General features: G+C 63.9%; 30 protein-coding genes and 1 pseudogene. 20 read left to right on the forward strand and 11 right to left on the reverse strand.

The window, feature by feature from the left end; genetic code table 11:
- The 9 genes from C8J46_RS19560 to C8J46_RS19600 form a co-directional block, all read left to right on the forward strand.
- Window positions 1–582: phage baseplate assembly protein V (locus tag C8J46_RS19560; protein ID WP_243643532.1), on the forward strand; the 582-nt coding region annotated here is incomplete at its 5' end.
- A 169-nt stretch (window positions 583–751) separates the two neighbouring features.
- Window positions 752–1111: a GPW/gp25 family protein gene (locus C8J46_RS19565; protein ID WP_347812391.1), complete on the forward strand. Its 360-nt coding sequence runs from the start codon at window positions 752–754 to the stop codon at window positions 1109–1111.
- Between the two features lie 10 nt (window positions 1112–1121).
- Window positions 1122–2291: a phage tail sheath subtilisin-like domain-containing protein gene (locus C8J46_RS19570; protein WP_132742365.1), complete on the forward strand. Its 1170-nt coding sequence runs from the start codon at window positions 1122–1124 to the stop codon at window positions 2289–2291.
- A 38-nt stretch (window positions 2292–2329) separates the two neighbouring features.
- Entirely contained in the window at window positions 2330–2836 is a 507-nt protein-coding gene (locus C8J46_RS19575) for a phage major tail tube protein (protein WP_132742366.1), read from the forward strand.
- Window positions 2837–2897: 61 nt separating this feature from the next.
- Window positions 2898–3203, forward strand: a complete 306-nt coding sequence (locus C8J46_RS19580; RefSeq protein WP_132742367.1) for a phage tail assembly protein — start codon at window positions 2898–2900, stop codon at window positions 3201–3203.
- Between the two features lie 11 nt (window positions 3204–3214).
- A complete protein-coding gene (locus C8J46_RS19585; protein ID WP_132742368.1) occupies window positions 3215–3331 on the forward strand; it encodes a GpE family phage tail protein in 117 nt (38 codons plus the stop codon).
- A gap of 4 nt (window positions 3332–3335) precedes the next feature.
- Window positions 3336–5867, forward strand: a complete 2532-nt coding sequence (locus C8J46_RS19590; protein WP_132742369.1) for a phage tail tape measure protein — start codon at window positions 3336–3338, stop codon at window positions 5865–5867.
- Between the two features lie 2 nt (window positions 5868–5869).
- The gene (locus C8J46_RS19595) at window positions 5870–6262 is read left to right on the forward strand and encodes a phage tail protein (protein ID WP_243643538.1); all 393 of its coding nucleotides are present in this window, start codon (window positions 5870–5872) and stop codon (window positions 6260–6262) included.
- Window positions 6259–7269, forward strand: a complete 1011-nt coding sequence (locus C8J46_RS19600) for a contractile injection system protein, VgrG/Pvc8 family (RefSeq protein ID WP_132742370.1) — start codon at window positions 6259–6261, stop codon at window positions 7267–7269. The genes C8J46_RS19595 and C8J46_RS19600 overlap by 4 nt, the downstream gene beginning before the upstream one ends.
- Here the strand turns inward: C8J46_RS19600 and C8J46_RS19605 are convergent.
- Both C8J46_RS19605 and C8J46_RS19610 read right to left on the reverse strand, forming a co-directional pair.
- Window positions 7266–7667: a hypothetical protein gene (locus C8J46_RS19605; RefSeq protein ID WP_132742371.1), complete on the reverse strand. Its 402-nt coding sequence runs from the start codon at window positions 7665–7667 to the stop codon at window positions 7266–7268. The two genes, C8J46_RS19600 and C8J46_RS19605, sit on opposite strands and share 4 nt — an antisense overlap.
- Before the next feature lie 95 nt (window positions 7668–7762).
- Window positions 7763–8488 carry a S24 family peptidase gene (locus tag C8J46_RS19610; RefSeq protein ID WP_132742372.1) on the reverse strand — a complete coding sequence of 242 codons (726 nt, stop codon included), beginning with the start codon at window positions 8486–8488 and terminating at the stop codon, window positions 7763–7765.
- A 77-nt stretch (window positions 8489–8565) separates the two neighbouring features.
- On the opposite strand from C8J46_RS19610, the gene C8J46_RS19615 reads away from it, so the two are divergent.
- The 9 genes from C8J46_RS19615 (at window position 8566) to C8J46_RS21455 (ending at window position 14294) form a co-directional block, all read left to right on the forward strand.
- Window positions 8566–8913, forward strand: a complete 348-nt coding sequence (locus tag C8J46_RS19615; protein ID WP_132742373.1) for a hypothetical protein — start codon at window positions 8566–8568, stop codon at window positions 8911–8913.
- Entirely contained in the window at window positions 8910–9404 is a 495-nt protein-coding gene (locus tag C8J46_RS19620) for a hypothetical protein (protein ID WP_132742374.1), read from the forward strand. Before C8J46_RS19615 ends, C8J46_RS19620 begins: the two co-directional genes overlap by 4 nt.
- Complete coding sequence (locus C8J46_RS19625) at window positions 9401–9739, forward strand: ogr/Delta-like zinc finger family protein (protein WP_132742375.1); 339 nt, start codon at window positions 9401–9403, stop codon at window positions 9737–9739. The genes C8J46_RS19620 and C8J46_RS19625 overlap by 4 nt, the downstream gene beginning before the upstream one ends.
- 106 nt (window positions 9740–9845) lie before the next feature.
- A complete protein-coding gene (locus C8J46_RS19630; protein ID WP_132742376.1) occupies window positions 9846–12560 on the forward strand; it encodes a toprim domain-containing protein in 2715 nt (904 codons plus the stop codon).
- Window positions 12561–12628: 68 nt separating this feature from the next.
- The gene (locus tag C8J46_RS19635; protein WP_165886680.1) at window positions 12629–13000 is read left to right on the forward strand and encodes a helix-turn-helix transcriptional regulator; all 372 of its coding nucleotides are present in this window, start codon (window positions 12629–12631) and stop codon (window positions 12998–13000) included.
- Entirely contained in the window at window positions 13000–13167 is a 168-nt protein-coding gene (locus C8J46_RS21045) for a hypothetical protein (RefSeq protein ID WP_165886681.1), read from the forward strand. The genes C8J46_RS19635 and C8J46_RS21045 overlap by 1 nt, the downstream gene beginning before the upstream one ends.
- A gap of 119 nt (window positions 13168–13286) precedes the next feature.
- Window positions 13287–13532: a DUF2312 domain-containing protein gene (locus tag C8J46_RS19640; RefSeq protein ID WP_243643255.1), complete on the forward strand. Its 246-nt coding sequence runs from the start codon at window positions 13287–13289 to the stop codon at window positions 13530–13532.
- Window positions 13533–13635: 103 nt separating this feature from the next.
- On the forward strand, window positions 13636–14169 hold the full coding sequence (locus C8J46_RS19645; protein ID WP_132742378.1) for a hypothetical protein: 534 nt from the start codon (window positions 13636–13638) through the stop codon (window positions 14167–14169).
- Window positions 14166–14294, forward strand: coding sequence for a hypothetical protein (locus C8J46_RS21455; protein ID WP_279388918.1), 129 nt, complete (start codon window positions 14166–14168; stop codon window positions 14292–14294). Before C8J46_RS19645 ends, C8J46_RS21455 begins: the two co-directional genes overlap by 4 nt.
- Window positions 14295–14302: 8 nt before the next feature.
- On the opposite strand, the gene C8J46_RS19650 is transcribed toward C8J46_RS21455, so the two are convergent.
- Window positions 14303–14971: a hypothetical protein gene (locus C8J46_RS19650; protein WP_132742379.1), complete on the reverse strand. Its 669-nt coding sequence runs from the start codon at window positions 14969–14971 to the stop codon at window positions 14303–14305.
- Between the two features lie 334 nt (window positions 14972–15305).
- Here C8J46_RS19650 and C8J46_RS19660 point away from each other — a divergent pair, with 334 nt between their 5' ends.
- Window positions 15306–16397: a site-specific integrase gene (locus C8J46_RS19660; RefSeq protein WP_132742381.1), complete on the forward strand. Its 1092-nt coding sequence runs from the start codon at window positions 15306–15308 to the stop codon at window positions 16395–16397.
- 17 nt (window positions 16398–16414) lie between these two features.
- On the opposite strand, the gene C8J46_RS19665 is transcribed toward C8J46_RS19660, so the two are convergent.
- The 7 genes and pseudogenes from C8J46_RS19665 to C8J46_RS19695 all read right to left on the reverse strand — a co-directional run.
- Window positions 16415–17086, reverse strand: a complete 672-nt coding sequence (locus C8J46_RS19665) for a hypothetical protein (RefSeq protein WP_132742382.1) — start codon at window positions 17084–17086, stop codon at window positions 16415–16417.
- Window positions 17087–17806: 720 nt separating this feature from the next.
- Complete coding sequence (locus tag C8J46_RS19670; RefSeq protein WP_132742383.1) at window positions 17807–18625, reverse strand: MarR family winged helix-turn-helix transcriptional regulator; 819 nt, start codon at window positions 18623–18625, stop codon at window positions 17807–17809.
- 223 nt (window positions 18626–18848) lie between these two features.
- Window positions 18849–20348, reverse strand: coding sequence for an NAD(P)(+) transhydrogenase (Re/Si-specific) subunit beta (locus C8J46_RS19675; RefSeq protein WP_132742384.1), 1500 nt, complete (start codon window positions 20346–20348; stop codon window positions 18849–18851).
- 98 nt (window positions 20349–20446) lie between these two features.
- Complete coding sequence (locus C8J46_RS19680; RefSeq protein WP_132742385.1) at window positions 20447–20767, reverse strand: proton-translocating transhydrogenase family protein; 321 nt, start codon at window positions 20765–20767, stop codon at window positions 20447–20449.
- Window positions 20767–21156, reverse strand: coding sequence for an endonuclease domain-containing protein (locus tag C8J46_RS19685; RefSeq protein WP_132742386.1), 390 nt, complete (start codon window positions 21154–21156; stop codon window positions 20767–20769). The genes C8J46_RS19680 and C8J46_RS19685 overlap by 1 nt, the downstream gene beginning before the upstream one ends.
- A gap of 59 nt (window positions 21157–21215) precedes the next feature.
- The gene (locus tag C8J46_RS19690; protein WP_132742387.1) at window positions 21216–22337 is read right to left on the reverse strand and encodes an NAD(P) transhydrogenase subunit alpha; all 1122 of its coding nucleotides are present in this window, start codon (window positions 22335–22337) and stop codon (window positions 21216–21218) included.
- A 4-nt stretch (window positions 22338–22341) separates the two neighbouring features.
- Window positions 22342–22470, reverse strand: a pseudogene (locus tag C8J46_RS19695) (aa3-type cytochrome c oxidase subunit IV); the annotation flags it as partial.
- A gap of 148 nt (window positions 22471–22618) precedes the next feature.
- On the opposite strand from C8J46_RS19695, the gene C8J46_RS19700 reads away from it, so the two are divergent.
- Window positions 22619–24034 (forward strand): sigma-54 dependent transcriptional regulator, encoded by a 1416-nt coding sequence (locus C8J46_RS19700; protein ID WP_132742389.1) that lies wholly within the window; start codon window positions 22619–22621, stop codon window positions 24032–24034.
- A gap of 39 nt (window positions 24035–24073) precedes the next feature.
- Here C8J46_RS19700 and C8J46_RS19705 read toward each other — a convergent pair whose 3' ends face one another.
- Entirely contained in the window at window positions 24074–24511 is a 438-nt protein-coding gene (locus C8J46_RS19705) for an META domain-containing protein (RefSeq protein ID WP_165886682.1), read from the reverse strand.
- Between the last annotated feature and the right edge of the window lie 96 nt (window positions 24512–24607).

Consider the following 24607-nt stretch of genomic DNA (forward strand, 5'->3'; position numbering starts at 1 on the left):
ATGTCCCGCGTCATGACCGCGCTCACCGATCCCCGCCGTATCATCGGCAACATCGTCCGCATCGGCACGATCGAGTCCGTCGATCTTGCCGATGCGACGTGCCGCGTGCGTGTGGGCGAGATCGTCACCGGCGACGTATGCTGGATCGTCCAGCGCGCCGGTAACACCCGGATCTGGTCGCCGCCAACGGTCGGCGAGCAATGCCTCCTGATCTGCCCCGAGGGGGACACCGATGGCGGCGTCGCGATTCTCGGACTGTTCTCCGACGCGATGCCCGCGCCATCGAGCGACGACATCGACCTGATCCGCTTCGGCGACGGCGCGATCGTATCCTATGACGCGACCGCCCACCTGCTCGTCGCGCAGCTCCCCGCCGGTGGAAAGGTGCAGATCGATGCGCCGGGCGGCGTAACGATCACCGGGCCTGTCTCGATCATCGGTGCCGTCTCGATTACCGGCAACGTCGACGTCACCGGCAAGGCCACCGCGAGCGACGACGTGATCGGCGGGGGCAAGAGCCTCAAGGGTCATAAGCACCTCGGCGTCCAGACGGGCGGCGGTGTGTCGGGTACGCCGCAATGACGGAAGCTCTGATCATTGCAGCCGCGATCATCATCGCCGCCTGCATCATTGCGGACAGCGCCTCTCCCGTTTCGCGCGGTGGCTACCGGCCGCTAACGAGGCCGTTGGCACCGCCCCCTCGATCCAATTCCGAAGCAACACGTCCGTCGAGACCGACGCGATGAACGGCATGAGCGCAACAACCGGCACGCCGCTCGACGGCGTCGCGCACATCCGTCAGTCGATCGGCGACATCCTTTCGACGCCGATCGGCACGCGTGTCGCCCGGCGCGATTACGGATCGCTACTACCCGAGCTGGTCGACCAGCCGATGAACGCGCTCGGCCGCATGCGTCTGATGGCGGCAACCGCACTGGCGATCCAGCGCTGGGAACCGCGCGTCAAACTGTCAGCCGTCGCGATTCAGCAGACCGGCCCCGCCGCCTTCTCCGCGGTCCTCGACTGCCAGCGCACCGACGTCACCGGTTCGAACGCCCGCGCCCGTCTCACCATCCCGCTGCCGAGCAGCAGCACCACCGTTTACGCCTGAAGGAACCACCATGCACGGCATCACCATCACCGAACTGACCGAGGGCGCACGTTCGCTCGTCCTGACCGCAACCGCGGTCATCGGTCTGGTTGCGACCGCGACCGCGCCCGCCGGTGCGGCGACGGATGCACTCGACGCGGCGTTCCCGCTGAACCGCCCCGTCCTCGTCGTCGACCTCGAGGCGGCGATCGGCGTCGCCGGCACGACCGGCACGCTGGCATCGACGCTCCGCGCCATTGCCGATCAGGCGAAGGCTCCGGTCGTCGTCGTCCGCGTCGCGGCTGGCGCAGACGCCGCGACGACCAGCGCGAACGTCATCGGCACCACCGTGAACGGTGTGAAGACCGGCATGCAGGCGCTGCTGTCGGCTGAATCGCAGCTTGGCATGAAACCGCGGATCCTTGGCGCGCCGGGTCTCGACACGCAGGCGGTCACCACCGCGCTGGTCGTCATCGCGCAGAAACTGCGCGGGTTCGTCTACGCTGCGGCGATCGGCGCGGACATTACCGCTGCGATCACGTACCGGGCCAACTTCGGCGCACGCGAGCTGATGCTGATCCATCCCGACTTCATCGCCTTCGATACGCGCGTCGCCGCCAACGCGACCAGCTACGCCGTAGCGCGTGCGCTCGGCCTGCGCGCCCGCATCGATCAGGAGCAGGGCTTTCACAAGTCGCTGTCCAACGTGACGGTCGAGGGCGTCGTCGGTCTTACCAAGGACATCCAGTTCGACGTTCAGGATCCGAACAGCGACGCCGCGCGCCTCAACGACAAGCAGGTCACTGCGCTGATCCGTGCCGGCGGTGGCTTCCGTTTCTGGGGCAACCGGACTTGCGTTGAGGCGACGTCGTCCTTCAGCTTCGAGACCGCCACCCGGACCGCGCAGGTCCTGCTCGACACGATCGGCGCTGGCATGATGTGGGCGATCGACAAGCCACTGCGGCCGAGCCTCGCCAAGGACATCGTTGAAACGATCAACATCTCGATCGCCGGCATGGTGACCGCCGGGCAGCTCATTGGCGGCAAGGCATGGTTCGTCGCCGACAAGAACCCGGCGTCCAGCCTCGCCCAGGGCAAACTGTCGATCGACTATAATTTCACGCCGGTCCCGCCGCTCGAAAACCTGCTGCTCACCCAGCGGATCACCGACACGTATCTCGCCGACTTCAGCGTCGCCTGATCGCCCCCGCTTTCCAGATCCGAACTTAGGAGCCGACCATGGCACTACCCCGCAAACTGAAGAACATGAACCTGTTCAACGAAGGCCGGAGCTATCTGGCCGAGGTTCCCTCGGTCACGCTGCCCAAGCTTGCCCGCAAGCTCGAGGAGTATCGCGGCGGTGGCATGGACGGCACCGTCAAGATCGACATGGGCGCGGAACCGTTGGAGATGGAGTTCACCGCCGGCGGTCCGCTGCGCGACGTGCTGCTGCAGACCACCGCCTCGGCGATCGGCGGGATCTTCCTGCGCTTCGCCGGTCAGTATCAGAACGATTCGGCCGGCACGTCCGACGCCGTCGAGGTGACCGTGCGCGGTCGTCACGAAGAGATCGACATGGGCGAGCAGAAGGTCGGCGAGGGCGGCGAGTTCAAGGTCAAGATGGCGCTCGTCTACTACCGCCTCGAGTGGAACGGCGAGGTGCTGATCGAGATCGACGTCCTCAACATGATCCACATGGTCGGGGGCGTCGATCGTCTCGCGGACATGCGCGACATCATCCTGTGAGGAAGCCCCGGCGCCAGCGCCGGCTTCATGACCATCCCCGCCTCAATCCACGGAATTTCGCATGACCGACACCAAGACCGAACTCGCCACCGTCAATCTCGACTTCCCGTTCACCCGCGGCGATCAGACGATCGACAGCGTGAAGGTCCGCCGCCCGCGCTCGGGCGAGCTGCGCGGCCTCAACATCGCCGATCTGGTGCAGATGAACGTCGCTGCGACTGCAAAGCTGCTGCCGCGCATCACCGTGCCGCCCCTGACCGAAACGGAGATCAACAATCTCGATCCCGCCGACCTGACGCAGTTCGGCATGGAAATTCAGGATTTTTTGTTGCCGAAAGCAGCGAAGGAACAGGGCTCCCCGGACTGATCGACGACGCGATGGCGGATCTCGCGATCGTCTTCCATTGGCCCCCCGCCGCCATGGACGAGATGACGATCGCCGACCTGATGCGCTGGCGCGTGCGTGCGGCCGAGCGGCACAACCCGGAAAGCTGACGCCATGGACCGCAACCTCCGGATCCGCATGCTGCTTGAGGCGAGCGACAAGGTCACCAAGCCCTTGCGCGATATCGTCGGCGGATCTGCGAAGGCGGCAGCGGCGCTGAAGATTACCCGGCAGGGGCTGAAGGATCTGAGCGCGCAGGCGCGTGCCATTGGCGAGTTCAAGCTCGGGCAGGTCAAAGGCGGCGAGATGTTCGCGCAGATCGACGATGCCCGCCGCCATATCCGGGGCTTGCGCGACGAGATCGCGCGGACCGAGACGCCAACCAAGCGCATGACGAACGCGCTCGCCGCGGCCGAGGCAAAGGAGCGCAAGCTCGTCGGCGCCAGTGAGGAACACAGCGCTCAACTCGTAAAGATGCGGGGCGCGCTGACGTCGGCCGGTGTCGATGTGCAGAATCTCGGCGCGCACGAGCAGCGTCTGCGCGACAACATCGCTGCAACGACCGCGACGATGGGTCGGCAGCGCGCTGAGTTCGACCGCCTCGACGAGCGCCAGACCCGCTTTGCGAAGGCGCGCGCCGGGTTCGCTCGAACGCAGAACATGGCGACCGGCATCGCCGCGGGCGGGGCGGCTGGCATTGCCACTGGTCGGACGCTCGCACGTCCGATCCTCGGTGCGGTCGAGGACGCGCAGGCATACCAGTCGGTCATGACCGATATCGCTCAGAAGGCTGATCTCGGCCGCGATCGGGCTGACAGGATGGGGCGCAACCTGCTCGCGGCTGCGCGCGCCGCGAACCAGATGCCGGACGAACTGCAAAAGGGCGTCGACACGCTGGCGGGTTTCGGCCTCGATCCGACCAAGGCGGTCGCAATGATGAAGCCGATCGGGCGCGCGGCAACTGCGTACAAGGCCGAGATCGCCGATCTGTCCGCCGCGGCGTTTGCCGCCAACGACAATCTGAAGGTGCCGATCGAGCAGACCGGGCGCGTGATCGACATCATGGCGCAGGCGGGCAAAAGCGGAGCGTTCGAGATCAAGGATATGGCGGGTGCGTTCCCGGCGCTGACCGCCGGTTATCAGGCGCTCGGCCAGACCGGTACCGGGGCGGTCGCAGATCTCGCCGCAGCGCTGCAGATCGCGCGGAAAGGCGCGGGCGATTCGTCAACCGCGGCATCGAACGTCGCCAACATCATCCAGAAGATCGCCTCTCCAGCCACGATCAAAGCCTTTTCCAAGTTCGGCATCGATCTGCCGAACGCGCTGAAGAAGGCGTATGCGGAGGGCAAGACGCCGCTCGAGGCGATTGCCGAGCTGACGAAAAAGGCGACGGGCGGCGACCTCGGCAAGATCGGTTTCCTGTTCGAAGACGCCCAGGTGCAACAGGGCCTGCGTCCGCTGATCCAGAACATGGAGGAATACCGCCGGATCCGCGCAACTGCGGCGGGCGCGAAAGGCACGACCGATACCGACTTCGCCGAGCGGATGAAGGACTCGGCCGAGCAGACCAAGCGGCTGCGGATCAATGCGAAGGTGCTGTCGGTGTCGCTCGGGTCGATGCTGCTGCCGGCGGTCAATGCGATCACGCAACGCGCCTCGGTTCTTGCTAGCGGCCTAGCGCGATGGACCGAGCGTCATCCGGTTCTGGCGAAGGCGATCGCGATCACAGCCGCTGCGCTTGCCGTCATGTTCATCATTCTCGGGGGCTTTGCGATCGTCATCGCCGCGATCATGGGACCAATCGCTATCCTCAATGGCGGGTTGATCGCCATGGGCGTGGCGGGCGGCACTGCTTCTATGGGGCTACTGCCGATCCTCGGCACCGTACTGGCGATCGTCGCTGTGATCGCGTTGCTCGCGGGTGCGGCATATCTCCTGTACGCGAACTGGGACCCGATCAAAGCTTGGTTTGCTTCCTTGTGGCAGGGGATGATCGGCGTCGTCACCGGCGTCCTCGGCTGGTTTGGCGCGCTGCCTGCGCGCTTCGGCGAGTTCGGCCGCAACATGATTATGGGAATGATCAACGGCATCACCGGGATGCTGGGGGCGCTGAAGGCGACGATCGTCGGCGCGGCATCGTCGGCCGCGAACTGGTTCAAGCAGAAACTGGGGATCCGCTCGCCGTCGCGCGTGTTCGCCGGCTTCGGCGGGTTCATGATGCAGGGTCTCAGCAACGGCATCGCGGGCGGTGCACGCGAACCGGTACGTCGGATCGACCGATTGTCGCGCAACCTGACCGGGGCCATGTCCGCCGCCTCGCTACGTCCGCCCAGTATGATGACCGATGAAGATGCTCCGGTACGCCGGGTCGATCGTCTGTCGCGCCGTCTCACCGCTGCGCTTGCGATCGGCTCCGCGCTGCCCGCGCTGACCCCCGCGACTGCTACCACGCCCGCCGGATCCGCAGCCTATGGTCGCGCGCCCCCCCCGCCAGCGCCGATCACGATCAACGTCTACGGCGCGCCGGGGCAAAGCGAGCAGGCGCTCGCTGCGGCCGTCGAGCGCGCTCTCGAGCGCGCGCAAAGCCGCCAGCGTGCCGTGTCGCGATCGTCCTTCTCCGACACTCCCGATGGAGCCGACCAGTGAACATGATGGCCCTTGGCATGTTCGTATTCTCACTGCCGACGCTGGCCTATCAGGAGATGCAGCGCAAAAGCGCCTGGCGGCATGCGCGCAGCGGCCGGATCGGCGCGATCGACGCGACGCAGTTCGTCGGCCGCGAGAACGATACGATCAGCTTGTCGGGAACCGCCTTTGCCGAGCTGATGGCAGGACGCACATCGCTCGACGATCTACGCGACATGGCGGCGAAGGGCGAAGCGTGGTCGCTGATCGATGGCACCGGGCGGGTTTACGGTGCCTTCGTCATCACCGGCATCGACGAGGGTATGAAAGAGATCTTCGCGGACGGCACGCCGCGCAAGATCGATTTCACCGTCGAGCTACTCGAGATCGCCGATAGCGCGACGGGTGCGGCATGACCGCGGTCAACAACGTCCCGGACTTCAAGGTAACACTCGACGGCGCCGACCTCACCGATCGCATTCGTCCGCGCCTGATCTCGCTGCGCCTTAGCGAGAAACGGGGCGGCGATGCCGACCAGCTCGAGATCACCGTCGACGATTCGGACGGCAAGCTCGCGGTGCCGCGTGCCGGCGCAACGCTGACGGTACAGCTTGGCTGGTCGGCCGGTGCCGGCGTGACGGTCGGTCTGGTCGACAAGGGCAAATTCACCGTCGACGAGATCGAGCATAGCGGCCCGCCCGACCAGATCACGATTCGGGCTCGAGCGGCCGACTTCACCAGCGCCATCGCCACCCGGCGCGAGAAGAGCTGGCACGACACGACCCTCGGCGCGATCGTCAGGGAAATCGCCGGGCGCAACAAGCTGACGCCCCGCTGCGCGCCTGCACTGGCGTCGATTGCGGTCAAGGCGATGGCACAGACCCGGGAAAGCGATATCGCGCTCCTGCGCCGTCTGGGGCGGGAGAACGACGCTGTCGCGACGGTCAAGGCGGGCGCGTTGATCCTCGCACCCACCGGCGCTGCCACGACCGCGACCGGCACGGCGATTTCAGGGATCACGATCCGCCGCGCCGACGGCGATCGGCACAGCTTCCGCCTCAAGAAGCGCGACGAGGCCGGTAGCGTGTCGGCCGACTGGCATGACCGTAAGGGGGCGAAGAAGAAGACCGTCACGGTTGGCACCGGCACCGGCGAGACGAAACGCCTGTCCCGCGTCTACTCGTCCGAGGATGCCGCCCGCCGCGCCGCAGCTGCCGAGCAGGGCCGCGCCGCGCGCGAGCCGCGCATATTGGACCTCGGGCTCGCCCTCGGCCGGTTGGAGATCTACCCTGACCGACCGGTGACGGTTGCCGGGTTCAAGGGCGAGATCGATGCAGTGAAGTGGCTCATTTCTGATGTTTCGCATGAGCTAATCGCCGATCGCGGCTTCACAACAGCCTTAACATTGGAAAGCGCAAGTTAGCTGCCGACTGCCTCGCAAAATGCAGATGAATGTCTCGCCTTGCAGTATGGTCCAACAACGTCATCGTTGTTTGGCAACCAAGTTCCGACGTCGCGCGCAGAGTCGAGTACCGTGTTTCCATCAACGCCCATGTTTGCGAGTTGCCGTAACTCCTGCGCCGGAAATGTATAATGGGCGATTTTACGACCGACCGATGCGTCGCCTCCGGTGCCACCAAGTACGACGAAATTTATTGTGTCAAGCTTCCCAGAAACCATCGATTTTCCGCTAATCAATGCTTTGCCGATCGACAGGGTTTGGTTGCCAGCCTTTTCCAATATTGCGGGGCTACGAGCGTCACCGAAATCTAGCTCAAGATTTAATACGGGTTCATAATAACCCGCCTGCTTAACTGTCACAGCCGGCGCTTGAACAGGCGGAGTCGTAGTCTGCTGACATCCAGCTGCAGCACACAAAACTAAAAGATATCTAGCTCGAAACATCAACTATCATCCTAGTATCCCATCGCCTCATCCCACGGCATTATCCTGTGTACGGCAGCGACCTGCTCCGTCGGGACAGCAAATTCTATCAGAGGATTAAACTGCCTCAGGACAACAGCACCGGGGCGGCGCCTGACTAGCTGTTTGATCAGCACGTGCCGGATCTCCTCACCGTCAAACGTAGGACCGCGCAGCTGCACCACGACATCTTCGCCGATGCCTGGGGAACGACGCGGATCTACGAGCAACCGACGGCCGGGGTCGTGTCGGGGTTCCATAGAATGGCCGGATACCTCAACAACGTAGAGATCCGGACGGCCCGTAACCCCGATCGGTCGTGCCATATAATCGAGGGGGGCTGACATGTGGACTTCCGTCTGTTCGACCAGCACGATTAGACCACCGTCGTCACCAAATTCTAAATTCGCGCCGAGGGCGGTGCCGTAGATGGGCAGCGTCTTAGGCAGGCGGTGTAGTGCTTCAGGCTTGATCGTATCGGCGGGGAATGTGCGTTCAATTCCCTGCTCGCGGCCTAGCAACCACTCGGTCGTCGTACCCAGCTCCGCAGCGATCGCATCAAGGCGGGCTGCATTCGGCATGTTGCCCCGCTTGATGTTACGAATCACGTCGGCGTTTCCAATCGCCAACGAGATTTCGCGGGCAGTTACGTTGCGCTCAAGAAGCTTCGCTTCGATACGCTCCATCAGGATTGCGGGCACGGCACTCATGCCGCGCATATGCCCCAGGCAGAAAACCCGCGCGAGAGGCGAATTCCCCGTTGACCAGTGCGGCGTATTCGCCGTACATGATCTGCATGGCACAGACTTACGAAGACGCGCTGCGGATCATAGCAGAGAGTTACGGCAAGGCGATCGCGGTCAGCGGGGGCATGTCCCTCGCCCGGATCGCCACCGTGGTTGTCAATCGCGGTTCGTTTTTTAAACGTCTGGAGCACGACACTTCCTTCTCGGCTAAGAATCTCGACCGATTTGCAACTTGGTTTCGAAACGAGAACCACTGGCCCAACAACAGCATTCCCGAGGATGCAGCGGCGGCGCTTTTCAGCATCGGCCGCCCTCCTCTATCTGCTGCACAATGCGGGGAATTCGCCTCTAAAGTCGATTTCGATCGCAGTGATGTTTTGAAGCGAGTGGCAGCGTGACCATTGTGCGTCCCCCTAAAACGTTCGCGCAGGCAACGACGACGATAGCCGGTGTGCTGAGCTGGGACGTTATGAAGAAGATCGTGAAGCGTTCGACGCGGACGATCCGGTACTGGAGCCAGCCGAACTGCAAGACGACGCCCATGCTGCACCAAGCTGCTGCGCTCGATGCCGCGTATCTCGCAGCTGGCGGTGAATATGCACCCTACGCCCAGGCGCTCGCGTTCGCGGTCGACGTCGAATATTCCAGCGAGATCGCCTGTTGCCGGGCGCTCGCTGCTGACACCGCCAAATTCGTCCGCGAAGCCGGGGAACTCGGTGCAGCTCTTATTGAAGCCGGTCAGCCCGGCGCCTCCCCGCACGCACATAGCCGTGCGCTGGTCGAGGCGCAGGAGGTTGAGACGGCACTTGGCGCGCTCATGCGACGCCTACCAAGTTTCTTCCGGTTCGGCGCGGGGTCGCACTCGGGGAAAACCGGGGGGACCCAATGACGATCTCGAAGCCTACCAAGCACAGAATTCCCGGCCTTTCCTGTCCGCATTGCGACGGTCCGGCTGGCATCCGTAACAGCGCGGCACTGACCACGACGGTTCGCCACATTCGCTATCGCTGCGAGAATGACGAGTGCGGTCACATTTTCGTCGCCGAGCTGCAGGTCATTCGCACGATCGTGCCGAGCGCCTGCCCGAACCCGGAGGTCCGCCTCCCTTTCTCGAACCCGAACGTCTGCCGGACGCGACCACTGCCGGCTAATGACGACACCCGTACACCCGCCAACGACGACGTCGTGACGTTGCCGGCAGCGACCACCCCCGTCCCTAGCTGATCCCCCGCGGCACTCGCCGCGACCGACCCCGCACTGCCTCGATCCACCCGGCGCGACCCTGTCGCCGGGAACGCCCTCCGCTTGTCCGAAAGAATTGCCCCCTCCCATGCGTTCAGATCTGCACAAAGACCTGCTGCTCCGACTGAAGGCCGACTTCGGTCTTCAGGTGAAGGGCACCTACCTGCGCGGCGGTCGATGCCCCTCCGAGCATGGCGGTTGCGGCAAGAAAGACGTGCTGTGGTCCAATGCCGAAAAGCCTTGGGTCCTGCGCTGCGGACGCGCCGACAAATGCGGCGAGACGTTTGCCGTAAAGTCGCTCTACCCTGAGATTTTCGACGACTGGTCCAAGCGCCACGTCAAGACGCCGGAGGCCCCCAACGCCGCGGCCGACGCCTACCTGTCCCACGCCCGCGGTTTCGATCTGCTCGGCCTGCGCGGCCTCTACACGCAGGAGGCTTATCATGATCGCAAGCTCGGCCTTGGTTCAGCGACCGTCCGGTTCCCGCTGCCCGGTGGCACCTACTGGGAGCGCCTGATCGACCAGCCCGGCCGGTTTGGCGACAAGAAGGCGAATTTCGCGTTCGGCGGATCCTACAAGGGCGAATGGTGGTCGATGCTGCCGATCGAGCAGCTCGCCGCAGCCGACACGATCTGGTGCGTCGAGGGCATCTTCGACTCGATCGCGATTATTCAGACCGGCGGTCAGCCGGCGGTCAGCCTCATGAGCTGCAACAACTACCCGGAGAACGCGCTCGACGCCCTGCGCCGCGCCGCAGCCGACCTCGGTAAGGCACCGCCCAAGATCATATTCGCCTTCGACGTTGGGAAGGCTGGCGTCAGCTTCACCCGCAAATTCGTGAAGCGTGCCCGCGAGGATGGCTGGGAAGCCGGGGCCGCGCAGGTCCGCCCCGATGGCGAAGGCGAAAAGCGCGACTGGAACGATCTCGCGCTCGCTGACGAGCTGACCGAGGAACATCTCGCCGAGTACCTCTACAACGGTGCCGTCACGATCGCGACGGATGCGTCTGAGAAGGCGCTGCTGATCTACAAGCGCAACCGCTATGCGTCCTTCCCGCTCATTTTCGGTGGGCGTCAGCTTTGGGCCGTCTTCTCGGTCGAGCGCATCAATCAGGTGCAGCAGCAGTGGATGGAAAGCGACGACCCTGAGTTCGCCGCTTTCAAGGATATGCCCCCGCAGGACCGGTGGGATCAGGCGGCAGCCGAAGCGATCGACATCACCGAACTCGCCAACTGCGTGTTCCGCACCCTGTATTTCCAGAAGGACCCGGCGCTTGAGGAAGGCGCATACTTCCTCCGCGTCGATTTTCCCTCCGACCGCGCGACCGTAAAGGCGACATTCTCGGGTTCGGCCGTCACCACCAGCGGCGAGTTCACCAAGCGGCTCGCATCGGTCGCGCCGGGCGCACTGTGGACCGGCACGCAGCCCCAGATCGCGCGCCTCATGCAGATGCAGTGGGGCAATATCAGGACCGTCGAGGCGATCCAGCACACCGGGTATTCGATCGACCATAGCGCATGGATCTTCGGCGACATTGCCGTTCACAATGGTCGCGTATTCAATCCCAACGAGGACGACTATTTCGTTCTCGGCAAGCGGTCGGTGAAGCTGCGCACGACCGACCGATTGCTGCGGATCTCGTACGACGCCGAAAAGCTGGATCTGGCATGGGTCCGCGATTTGGTCACGGCGTACCGCGGCAAGGGCATTGTGGTCCTCGCCTTCTGGGTCCTGTCGCTGTTCGCCGAGCAGATCCGCAACATGCAGGACTCGCTGGCGTTCCTCGAGGCGACCGGCCTGCCGGGCACCGGCAAGTCCACCCTGCTCGAATTCCTGTGGAAGCTGTACGGGCGCGCGAACTACGAGGGCTTCGACCCGACCAAGGCGACCGGCGCGGGCATCGCGCGCAGCATGGGACAGGTCGGCAACCTCCCGGTCGTTCTGATCGAAGCCGATCGCGGCAAGGACAACCCCCACGCAAAGCGGTTCGAATGGGACGAGCTGAAGACCGCGTACAACGGTCGCGCCGTCCGCACCCGCGCCATTGCCAACGCCGGCATGGAGACATTCGAACCGCCGTTCCGCGGCGCGATCGTCATCGCCCAGAACGACGTCGTCGAGGGCTCGCCAGCCATCACCGAGCGTATTCTCGGCATCCATTTCGACAAGTCGCACTTCAGCGCGGCCGGCAAGGTCGCGGCCGAGCGCCTGTCGGCGATGCCGATGGACGATATCAGCGGCTTTCCCATCCATATCGCTCGCCGCGAGAAGGATATCCTAGAGCGGTATCGCGCCGCCTTTGCACACCACGAAGCGGCAATGCTTGCGCACCCCGGCATTCGCAACGGGCGTCTGGCAAAGAACCACGCGCAGCTCGCCGCCATGCTCGACGCCATGCTGCTGGTCGTGAACATCGACCCGGCCGACGTCGGCGAAGCGCACCGCATGATCGTGAACATGCTCGAGCAGCGCCAGAAGGCCGTCGAGACCGATCATCCGCATGTCGAGTGGTTCTGGGAACGGTTCGATCACTTTCGCAGCCTCGAAGGTCCGTCGCCTGACAAGCCGATCAATCACAGCCGCACGCCGGACAAGATCGCCGTCAGCTTGGTCCATTTTGAGCAGCGCTGCGGCGAACTCAACCAGCGCATGCCGTGTGACGCCAACGAGCTGAAGCGCCTGCTGAAGTCGTCGAAGGCCCGCAAATTCGAGGCCGTGAAGACGGTCAACTCGGTCGCCGACAAGTCGGTGAATTGCTGGGTCTTCCGCAACCCCGACCACGCCCAATCCCCCGCGAACTGAAGGATCGCATGATGTTGCACGTCTCCATACCCGCGCGCCGCACAGGGAACTCCCTTGCCGCTCGCGTCATGACACCCGCCAACTACCTCCGCCTGCGCCGCAAGGCGTCCGGCCTGACGCTCGAACAGGTCGCCAAGCGGCTGATGCCCCGCGCCGGCTTCCGCCCCATGGTGGTCGCCTTCCTGCGCGTCCTCGAGACCGACGGCTGCACTGCCAAGCACCGCGATCACATCGACCGTCTGACGTCCGTCTTTCCGCTCGATACCGACGTTTACTATCAGCTCGTCAACGATCCGGCCGACAAGATGCCGCGGATCTGCTCGGGCTGTGGGTGCTCGGCTTATGACCCGTGCAAGAACGGTGACGAGGTCTGCGGCTTCGTCGCGCCGGATGCCTGCAATCGCTGCCTGGGCGAAACTGCAGAGCGGGAGGCCGCATAATGCCGCGCCCCATCGCAGGCCACGCTGAGCCCGACGATCACGCCTGCGCCAATGGCTACGAGATGTTCGTCAGCATCGTCTCTGGCCTCGCGACCGGCGGGATCATGGTCGCGCTGATCGAATGCGCGACGCCCGTAGCCCACTTCGTAACGAGGGTTTTCTCATGAACATGATGACGATGCGCACCGTGCGCGATGCCGGCGGGATGGTCCGCCACATGCCGACCGCGTTCGTGCCCAACGCGCCCGCCAAGGGCCGCAAGAAGGCGCGGGTCGTCCCCGATCCGATCAAGACGAACGGCGAGGGCACGGCAGAAGAGCTGCGCCTGCTGGTCGAGCGCTCCGAACGGATTGTTGAGGAGATCAAGGGTGCGCAGGACGATCTGAAAGACGTCATGGCCGAGGCAAAGGGCCGCGGGTTCGATCCCAAAGCGCTCCGGAAGATCATGGCGATCCGGCTCAAGAAAAAGGAGGAGTTTCAGGAGGAGGAAGCGATCCTCGAGGTCTACCTCCAAGCGCTGGGGATGATCTGATGATCGCGCAGACCAACGAGCGCTGGTCTCACCTCGCGCGCGTACGGCTGATCGTCGTCATAACGGCAGGTCCTTGGATCGCCGCGTTCGCGTGGTTCGTTTCGTGACGGCCCCTCGCTGGCAGCACGATTACGAGCTGCTCGCCTGCGTCGCCACGCGACTGCATGTGCAGCGGATCGTCGGATATCCCGAGGTGGTTCACGCCGGTCGCATGACCGCCCGCGCCGCGGCAGATGGTATCCGCGTCATGGGTACGATCGCTTGCACATGGTGGGCGATCGCCGAGGGTCAGCCCGAGGCCCTGTGGACGCGGGATCCGGATCTGGGCGGCGCATGGCCGTATGAGCGTATTGCGGCGCTGACGATCGCCGCACGCCGCCCCCGCGCCGAGGCGATCGAGCTGCCCAACGATTACGAGCTCGTCGGGTTCGCGGATGCGATCGCCACGCTGATTTGGTGGGAAACCGCGCGGCCGAGCGCGCGCCTAATCGCCGACTGCAATCGCAAGCTTCGAATGCCGGCGCGTCCCGCCGACATCACTCCGATCGCGCCTGTCGCCCCCGTTCCCCAACCTTCCGCAATCACACCGGCCGCGTCGCGCGCCGGTCAACCTTTCCTGTTCGAGGTAGCCGCATGACCACCCAGAGCACCCCAAACCGCTGGCGTAAAATGAAGACGTTGCTCGCGATCGTCGTGGCGATCATCGGTGCCCCGATCGTCATTATTGCCCTGTTCGCCAGCCTTTCCGGGGGGCGCCGCTAATGTGTGTTCTAGGAATCAGAGACGATAGGCATCAGCATCGAACGCTTCCCGGACGTGTCGTCGGCGGTCGGAGCTTCACCCATCGTTTCAAGCAGGAAATCCAGCTCAAATCGAAATGCGGCACATATCGTTTCGACCCGGTCAAAGGTCTCATCAAGCATTCCGAGATACTGAATATTATCGAATGCCAGCGCCGCATGCCGCAAGTCTGCGGCGTTATACTTCAATATGCGCCGCAAGCGATGCACAGCAACATGGGACCGCGGCGAATCAAGCGACGCCGCAAAACCGCTAGCATCCAAAATCTCTCCGAACTCCCCCAGATCTGCGCATTGCTGCGCGAAAAATATGCGCTCCACGTTACCGCTGTGCCCCTCCATCTGCGCATCGGCGAACAGCGTTCTCGCGTTCTGTATGGTGTCGAGATCGCCTTGGAATCCGCTCAAGACGCCGAGCGCCTGTTCCCGACGTACGCTATTTTGTTGATCGCGCTTCCGCGCTTCCACCCACAGCGCGCCGCCAATGGTAAGAAACGCACCCACAGCAGCCCCCAAGAAGCCCAGCAGATCGCCAGGATCAGCTATGCCTTGAAGCCCTGCGACAACGACCGCGCCGGTCGCGCCCGACGATACGCCGATGACGGCAAGCTCTGTAAAGTGCTCAATCTTCTTCTGCATAGCGCTAATCTATCTTCACCGGATGGTTTCTCGCTAGTCAAAGCACCGCCGCGCATGGACCCACGTTTCCAGGAAAAGCAGCTATTTGATTCGACGGACGTAAGGTCCCGTCGATGCCGCATTTTTCAATCCGACGCGAGCGACAGCGGTGACGCTCCATGACGCTGCTCACACCGGATGAAGCAGCCGATCGCATCCACGTCTCGACGAAGACCTTGCGCCGACTCAGACAAGACGGCCACATTCGCTACGTCGCCATCACCGATCGCAAAATTAGATACCGGCCGGAGGACTGCGACGAGTTCGTCGCGAGCCGTGCCCGGAAGGCCCCTGAATGTCCGTCTACAAGCGCAAGACCTCGCCCTACTGGCACTTCGACTTCATCTGGCAAGGTCGTCGTTTTTTCGGCTCGACCGGGTGCAAGGGCAAGCGAGAGGCACTGAAGCACGAAGAGATCGAGCGGGCGAAGGCGCGCAATGGCGGCGCGATCCGCCCGCCGATCACGCTCGACGAGGCCTGCGGCCTCTATCAGGACAAGGTGGAGGAGCTGCCATCGTGGATCGACACAAGGCGCACACTCCTATCGATGATCGACGGTCTCAATAAGAACGATCTCCTCTCGAATATTAGTCAGCGTGACCTGCTGGCTCTCGTCGCCCGCCGGCGGGTCGGCCGCGTCAACGCGTCGGTCAACCGCGAGATCGAAGTATGGCGCGCAGTTTGGCGCTGGGCTCAAAAGGCGCGCTATGACGTAGGCGAGATGCCCGATTGGGGGGCGCTGATGCTGAAGGTTGTCAGAACTGACCCGCGCGAGCTGAGCGCAGCCGAGGAGATCTTACTATTCGCCGAGATCCGACCGGACCTCTACGATTTTTGCGAGTTCGCACTCAAGACCGGCTGGCGGCGGGGCGAGGTCATCGGCCTGCGCTGGTCCGACGTCGATCTCGGCACCCGAACCGCCACGACGCGGATCAAGGGCGGCGACGTCGTGAAGCGTCCGCTAACTCAAGACATGCTGGTCATCATCGCCAACCAGAAGAAGGTCGGGCCGTTCGTCTTTACCTATATCGCAGCGCGAACGAAGGCCGAGTTCGTTGACAAGCTGGGTCGCAAACAGCCGGCGCGCAAGAAAGGCGATCACTATCCGATGACCGCCCAGGTGCTGCGCAAGCCATGGGCGGTCGCCAAAAAGGCGGCGGACATTCACGGTTTTCGGTTTCATGATCTGCGGCACACCCGCGGGACGCGGATTCTCCGCGCGACCGGCAACCTCAAAGCCGCCCAGCGCGCGCTGGCGCATCGTTCGATCAAGACGACACTACGCTACGCCCACGCAACCGACGAGGACGTTCGCAACGCGCTAGATGCGAGCGAGCAGCATTTTATTCGGACAAATGCCGACCGTCGAACACGCCGTAGCGAATAACGTCGCTGCGGCTTTTATTAAGTCGATATAATATCGTCCAAATTTGGATCAGGCACCGGTTCATCAACAGGCCGCTCATCATCCTCACGGATTTGCGCCAATGCCTCACCATAATATGAGTCGAGGGCGCTTGCGACGATAGTATCAAGCAATCCAAGCTCTTGGCCCAGCTCATCCGAACGACGACCTTTGCCATTGGCTGCAACGAGATACTCGCGAAGAGCGGGGGGAATAAGTGCGAGTAGCGCCATCCATCGAGCTTTCAGCTCCACAGAAATCGCATCATTAGTTTTTTGAAGAGGCTTGTTCTGTAGATCGCGTAGGAACTGCGCAAGTTTATCTGCGCTGTCCGTCCAGCTGTCTGGCGGATCGAAGCAATGCATCAATTCCTTCACCAACACATAGTGAAGGTAGCGAGGATCGTCGTCCATTTTGGAACAGTAGCTGATTTGCGCTACGTATACCGGGTCATCATACCGGTCTTCACGCTCGTCGAACAAGGTGAACCGAGCATCATACGAGTGCATATCGCTTGGCTCTCGCCAAATAATCACTTCACTAATGAATGACTTATCAGCAGTAACCGCGGCACTAAGGAAATTAAACCCTACCGGACGCCATGCTCCGGTTTCTGCCTGCGTTTTGATTACAGCTTGCTGTACTTTATTCAGTAGATCAGAAAATTTCATGACGCCCCCTGGGGAGGGCGTCAGTACGTCAGCCCGCTAGCGACGTCAAATGCGCATCAACATCGTTGATTCGCAACGCACGATTGCCGCGAATGGCAGCCTCAGAGAGAACTATCCGCTCTGCGAGTCGCTCGGCCGATACGTTATCAGAGCCACCACACAGAAATCGAACGTTTAGCGCACAACGACCTTCGCCGAACAGCACGGCGGCCGCACGATCAATAGCGATAGTCATCCGACACCTACTCCATCTGCCCATCCGGGCCCGAGAAAACGTAAATCTTGGTGGTCTCCCATCCGGTCTACCAACGTGCCACCTCCACGTTGTATCCTGATACCCACACCAATCTTACACCCGCGTTAACGTGCAGAAGTAGATTCTCGTGGTAGGACAGCCCTGACAGTCGCTTAGCGGTTCAGTACTATTTTGGCAACAACCTATGCCGCTACGTACATTACGTGGATGCTGACGTTCCAATTTCAAGTTGGCATCGGCGACACAAACCCGGTTCACGCGGATTCCAGTCACGGGCTAATCCCGACCTATTCCCGACGTGAAAAAGACTAAGCCACAAAAAGGCTAGGATTTCTGCGGCTCACAGCTATCTCGGTACACTCAGTGTAAACGAGACGCTCTACCAACTGAGCTAATCGCCCCTCTCGGGTTGGGGTGCGATGCCAAAGCCGGACGGCCGGGGCAAGCTAAAAGGGTGCGGGCCGTCACGGAATCCGCAGGTCGGCGCCTCTGGTGGCCACGATATACCCGCGCATCGCCTCGCTCGCGCGATCGGAGAGCACCATGAACGCGCGCCGCCGGTCGTGCATATCGGGGCGGCGTTCGAACAATCCGGTGTCGGTCATCCGCGCGATCCAGCGCAGCGCGGTGGTCGGCGCGACCGCGGCGGCGATGCACAGGCTCGACACCGACACGCGGCCACGCTCGAGTTCGGCGGCGTAGAGATCGAGCAGCATGTCCCAGCCGGGATCCTCGAACAATGCGGTGCCGAAGAACTGGTCGCGCAACCGTCGCGCACGGATGGCACGCCGGACGTCGGCGGCGCTCGGCTCGGTCAGCGATGGCGGCGCGCCGTAGCGGTTCGTCCGATCGCCGACGATCGGCGCGGCGGGGGCATCGCCGTCGATCTCCGCACGGGTCAGCCGGGCAAGCGCTTCGGCGATCCGCGCGACCTCGGTGTTCAATCGCTCAAGCCGCGTACCGTCGGTCTCGCGCGTGACATCGAACACCCCCGCCGGGCTGCGGACGCGCTCGGCGGCGACGACGATCGCCGCGATGCAGTCCGCGACGCTCGGATCGACCAGCAGGATCGTCCCGCCGCCAAGCGTTGCCGCCGCGACCGCGTCGATCTGGTCGCTCCCCATCGCGACCACCAGCCCCGCCTCCAGCACGGCCGCGCGCTCGACGATCCGCGGCAGATGTTCGGCAAGGATTGCAACGTCCACCCCCGCGGTCTCGACCACGATAACCTGCGGCGTGGCATGCAGGCCGAACGGCGCCTGCCAGTCGATCGTGGCGACCACCCGCCCCCCATCGCGGCAAGCGCGGCGGAGAACCGGTCGGGCGCGTCGGTCGCTGCAACAAGGACCGCGGCGATACCCGTATCGTAGCGCGTGTCGTCGGCCTCGCCGTCCGGTAGGATCATGATCATCTCCGCTGTGTCGCGAAGACTAACCTCGATCATCTCCGGATTTACACTCGAACTGGATCGACTTCGGTTGGATTGAGGGCCCGCCTATACGAGACCTAGTCGAGCGCCTTGACGATATCCTCGACCATCTTCTTCGCGTCGGCGAGCAACATCATCGTATTGTCGCGGTAGAACAGGTCGTTATCGACGCCGGCATAGCCGACGCCGCCCATCGACCGCTTGATGAACAGCACGGTCTTGGCCTTTTCGACGTCGAGCACGGGCATGCCGTAGATCGGCGAGGACTTGTCGGTCTTGGCGGCGGGATTGGTCACGTCGTTCGCGCCGATCACGAACGCGACGTCGGTCTGCGCGAACTCGCTGTTGATGTCCTCAAGCTCGAACACGTCGTCATACGGCACGTTCGCCTCCGCCAGCAGGACGTTCATGTGGCCCGGCATGCGGCCCGCGACGGGGTGGATCGCGTATTTCACGCGGACGCCCTCGGCCTTGAGCTTGTCGCCCATCTCGCGCAGGACGTGCTGCGCCTGCGCGACCGCCATGCCGTAGCCAGGGACGATGATCACTTGCTCCGCCTGGCTCATCAGGAACGCGGCATCCTCCGCCGAGCCACGCTTCCATGGGCGATCGCTGGCCGCAGCCGGACCGCCGGCATCCGACGACTGGCCGAAGCCGCCCGCGATCACGCTGATGAAGCTGCGGTTCATCGCGCGGCACATGATGTAGCTGAGGATCGCGCCCGAGCTGCCGACCAGCGCGCCGGTGATGATCATCGCGCTGTTGTGCAGCGTGAAGCCCATCGCTGCCGCCGCCCAGCCCGAATAGGAGTTGAGCATGCTGACCACGACCGGCATGTCCGCGCCGCCGATCGGGACGATCAGGAGGAAGCCGATGACGAAGCTCAAGACCGTGATCGTCCAGAAGATCCACGCCGACTGATCGGTGACGAAATACGCGATCAGTCCGAGGATGCCGGCGAGCAGCGCGATGTTGATGACGTGGCGACCGGGCAGCATGATCGGCTTGCCGCCCATGTTGCCGTTGAGCTTCAGGAACGCGATGACCGAGCCCGAGAAGGTGATCGCACCGATCGCCACGCCGAGCCCGAGTTCGATCCGGCTGACCGGGTGGATGACCGCGAAGGGCTGGCCGATCAGCGGGATGACGAGGTCGGAGATCCCGAACGCCTGCGGGTTGAGGTACGCGGCGACGCCGACCAGCACCGCGGCGAGGCCGACGAGCGAATGGAAGGCGGCGACGAGCTGCGGCATTGCGGTCATCGCAATGCGGCGTGCGGTGACGAGGCCGATCGCAGCGCCTACGCCGATCGCCGCGAGGATTTCGACGACCGTGACCCAATCGATGGTGCGCACGGCCATCGTAGGTCCGGCGTCCGAAACGAGAAGATGCTGAACGACGGGCACATGCGTCACCAGCGTCGTCACGACCGCGATCGTCATGCCGATGATGCCGAAGCGGTTGCCGCGCTGGCTCGACGCCGGGCTCGACAGCCCGCGCAGCGCGAGGATGAAGCACACCCCCGCGACCAGATAGGCGAGCGATGCCCAGGGGCTGACCGTCAGTGCGTGTTCCATTCCATCCCCTTGCCGTCATGCCAGCGAACGCTGGTATCTCCCGGTAGTCGCACGCGTCCCTGCGGCACGAGACCCCAGCGTTCGCTGGGGTGACGGCCTTAAGGCTTCGCGACCGGCCGTTCCTTCTTCTTGTACATCGCCAGCATCCGCGCGGTGACCGCAAAGCCGCCGAAGATGTTGATGCTCGCCAGCACCACGGCGAGCAGCCCGAGCGCCTTCGCGACGCCCGACCCGGCTCCGATCGCCCCCAGGACCGTCGGCGCCGCGGCGGCTATAAGCGCGCCGACGATGATCACGCTTGAGATCGCGTTGGTCACCGCCATCAGCGGCGTGTGCAGCGCCGGCGTGACCGCCCACACCACGAAATACCCGACGAAACACGCCAGCACGAAAATCGACAGGATCGCGATAAAGTCCATTATTCCTCCCCGCCACGGGGAGGGGGACCAGCCGCAGGCTGGTGGAAGGGGCTGGCCGCGGACGATACGATCATCGTCACCACAGCCTCGATATCCCTCAGCACGTCGCCTGCCGCCACTCGCAGCACCCGGTAGCCATTCTGCTCAAAAAACTTGTCGCGCTCGGCGTCGCGCAGGGGTCGGTCGCCGCGGCCGTGGAATTCGCCATCGACCTCGACCGCCAGATGCACGGCAGCGCAGTAGAAGTCGCAGACGTACGGCCCGATGGGATGCTGGTGGCGGAACTTGAAGCCGGTCTTCTGTCCTCGGAGATGCTCCCATAGGAGCACTTCCGGGAGGCTCATCTCTCGGCGCAGACGGCGCGCGAGCAATACTTCGGGGCGTAGCATGTGCGGAACGCCCCCTCCACCGGCTGCGCCGGTCCCCCTCCCCGTGCCGGGGAAGATTATCACAACAGCAACCGCGGGTTCACGATCTTGCCGCCCTGCGTCAGCCGCACCGCGTCGCCGATCTCCGCGTCGAGCACGGGTTTGCCCGCCTCCTTGTCCCAGAAGGCGTTGAGGAAGTTGAACAGGTTGCGGGAGAACAGCGCGCTGGCGTCTGCCGCCAACCGCGACGGCACGTTGCGGTGGCCGACGATCTTGACGCCGTTCACCACGACCACTTCACCCGCGACCGAGCCCTCGACATTGCCGCCCTGCTCGACCGCAAGATCGACGATTACCGAGCCCGGCTTCATGCTGGCCACCTGCGCCGCCGAAATCAGCCTCGGCGCCGGACGCCCGGGGATCAGCGCGGTGGTGATGACGATATCCTGCTTGGCGATATGACCCGACACCAATTCGGCCTGCGCCGCCTGGTATTCGGGGCTCATCTCGCCGGCGTATCCGCCCGTCCCTTCGCCCTCGATCCCAGCGACCGATTCGACGAAGATCGGTTTCGCCCCAAGCGACTGGATCTGCTCGCGGGTTGCGGCGCGGACATCGGTCGCCGACACCTGAGCGCCCAGCCGTCGTGCCGTCGCGATCGCCTGGAGTCCGGCGACACCGACGCCCATCACGAATGCCTTCGCCGCGGAAATCGTCCCCGCCGCGGTCATCATCATCGGAAACGCGCGACCATATTCGGCCGCCGCGTCGAGCACCGCCTTGTAGCCCGACAGGTTAGACTGCGAGGACAGGATATCCATCGACTGCGCGCGCGTGATGCGCGGCATGAACTCCATCGCCAGCGCCTCGTACCCGGCCGCGGCATAGGCTTCGACCCGGTCTCGCTCGCCGAACGGATTGAAACTGGCGACCACCCACGCCCCCGACGATACGCCGACGAACGTCGCGGGATCCGCCGCCTGCACGCCGAGCACGATATCCGCCCCCGCCAGCGTCGCCGCACGGTCGCCGACCGACGCACCCGCATCGGCATAGCCAGCATCCGCGATCGACGCGGTCTCGCCCGCCCCGGCCTCCACCGCCAGCACCGCCCCCAGCGCGATGAACTTCTTCACTGTTTCCGGCGTCGCGGCGACCCGCCGCTCGCCGTCCGCTTGCTCTTTCAGGACGGCGATCTTCATGATGTTACGAAATCAACCAGATGACGAGCGCGACGACCAGCGCGCACCCGACCGAGCCCCATTTCATCATCCCCGTCACGCTCGAATAGGTCGCAACGTGCGCCTTCATGTCTCCGTTGCCGGCCATGGTTCGTGCCCCTGTCTTTTGGCCCCAATCTGCGGAGCGCCATCCTCTATGGCACCGACCTTAACCCGCACATCCGGGATCGCCAAGCGCGACATTTAAGGCGCTCTTTACTAGCCTGCGCTATTGCACGTGCCGGAACGGGACAGGATTCGCCATGACGCGCAACGGCCAGCGCCTAGTATTATTGATCGACGACGAGCCTGCACAGCGCCGGTTGGTGGCGACGCTTGCCGCCCGTGGCGGCTGGCGTGCGGTGTTCGCGACCGATGGCGAGATGGCGATCGCCACGCTCGGCACGCAGGACGGGATGCAGCTCGATGCGATCCTGCTCGATCATTCCGCCCCCGATGGCGACGCGACCGCGCTGATCGCCGAACTGCGCGAACGTCGCCCCGCGCTGCCGATCCTGATGCTCACCGCCAATGGCTCGGTTGCGCACGCGGTCTCGGCGATGCGCGCGGGCGCCACCGACTTCCTGGTCAAGCCGCTCGCCCCCGACCGCGTGCTCGCCGCGCTCGAGGCCGCCGTCGCCGGCACCGCGGCGGGCGAACTGCGCCCGCTCACCGAAAAGATTCCCGCGCTGCTCGCGTTCGACGAGATCGTCGGCTCCTCCCCCGACTTCCGCGCCGCGCTGGCGATTGCAGCCAAGGCGGCGCGCGCGCGCGTCGCGGTGCTGGTCGAGGGCGAGAGCGGGGTCGGCAAGGCGGTCGTCGCCGAGGCGATCCACGCCGCCTCGCCGCGCGCCAAGAAACCGATGATCACCGTCAATTGCGCGGCGATGCCCGCCAATCTGATCGAATCGGAGCTGTTCGGCCATGAGGAAGGCGCGTTCACCGGCGCGTTCGAGCGCAGGATCGGCCGCTTCCACGATGCCGATGGCGGCACCTTGTTCCTCGACGAGATCGGCGAGATGCCGCTCGAGGCGCAGGCCAAGCTGCTCCATCTGCTCCACACCGGCGAAGTCCAGCCGATCGGCGCACGGCATGCGCGCGATGTCGATGTCCGCGTAATCGCCGCGACCAACCAGCGGCTGCTCGACGAGGTCGAGGTGGGGCGCTTTCGTGAGGATCTGTATTACCGGCTGAACGCGGTACAGGTGACGATTCCGCCGCTTCGCGAACGCACCGGCGACATTCCCGCGCTGGCCCGTCACCTCCTCGCGCGGATCGCCGAGCAACCGGGGCTACGGCCGCTCGGGATCACCGACGCCGCACTGAAGCTCCTCGTCCAATACGACTGGCCTGGCAACGTCCGCCAATTGCAGAACGCACTCTTCCGCGCTGCCGTACTGTGCGAAGGCGCCGCGCTGACCGAAGAGGATTTCCCGCAGATCGCCGCGCTCGGCAACCGCCAACGCGGCCCTGCCGCAGTTGCAGCAGGCGGCGGCGGCGTCACGCTGTTCCGCCCCGACGGCAATTTACGCGCCCTGGAAGAGATCGAGGCCGACGTTATCCGCCTGGCTATCGGCCATTACCGCGGCCGCATGACCGAAGTCGCCCGCCGCCTCGGCATCGGCCGCTCGACGCTGTATCGCAAGCTCAGCGACCTAGGGATCGACAACGCCGCATGAGGCAAAACGGGATGGCGACCGCCCTGCCGTCGGAATAGCCTATCCCAAGCTTGGACAATCGAGATTGCTCGAATCGCCGTTTGTGCAGCCGATTTTACGTTTCGAGTCAGATTTTCCTGCTGGCACCAGTTCTGCAACGCCCCCGTCCGAAAACTTGATGTGCAACGTCCTCGCTTGCAGCGACCATGCGTTCGCTATGTGCATTTTTCGCCAGAAACGATCGGCGACCTCGGTTGCGCGCCCGTCTAGGCATCCGACAACCGTAGTAATCGTCGCTTCGGTCCGATCGCGTTTGACCGCGCCTGCCTTGCCGGAGGGGCCCGAAAACCACTTGAGCTCGTTGCCGCCGACATCGTTACAGACGGATGTTCCCACGACGCCGTGATCGGCCAGGAACTGAATGGTTGCCGTTTCGGGGCGGGCGCGGTGCACAGATTTGCCGTCGAGCCGGCGAAGCGCCCATACTTCGTTGGTCACCTCGGTTCGTAAGGTTGGCTGCTCGACGGCGGCTGATCCGCCACATCCCGAAACGGCCATGAGGACGAAAGCTGGCCATCGGAAGGCCCGAAGAAC

The organism is Sphingomonas sp. PP-F2F-A104-K0414 (assembly GCF_004340945.1).
Lineage (GTDB): Bacteria > Pseudomonadota > Alphaproteobacteria > Sphingomonadales > Sphingomonadaceae > Sphingomonas.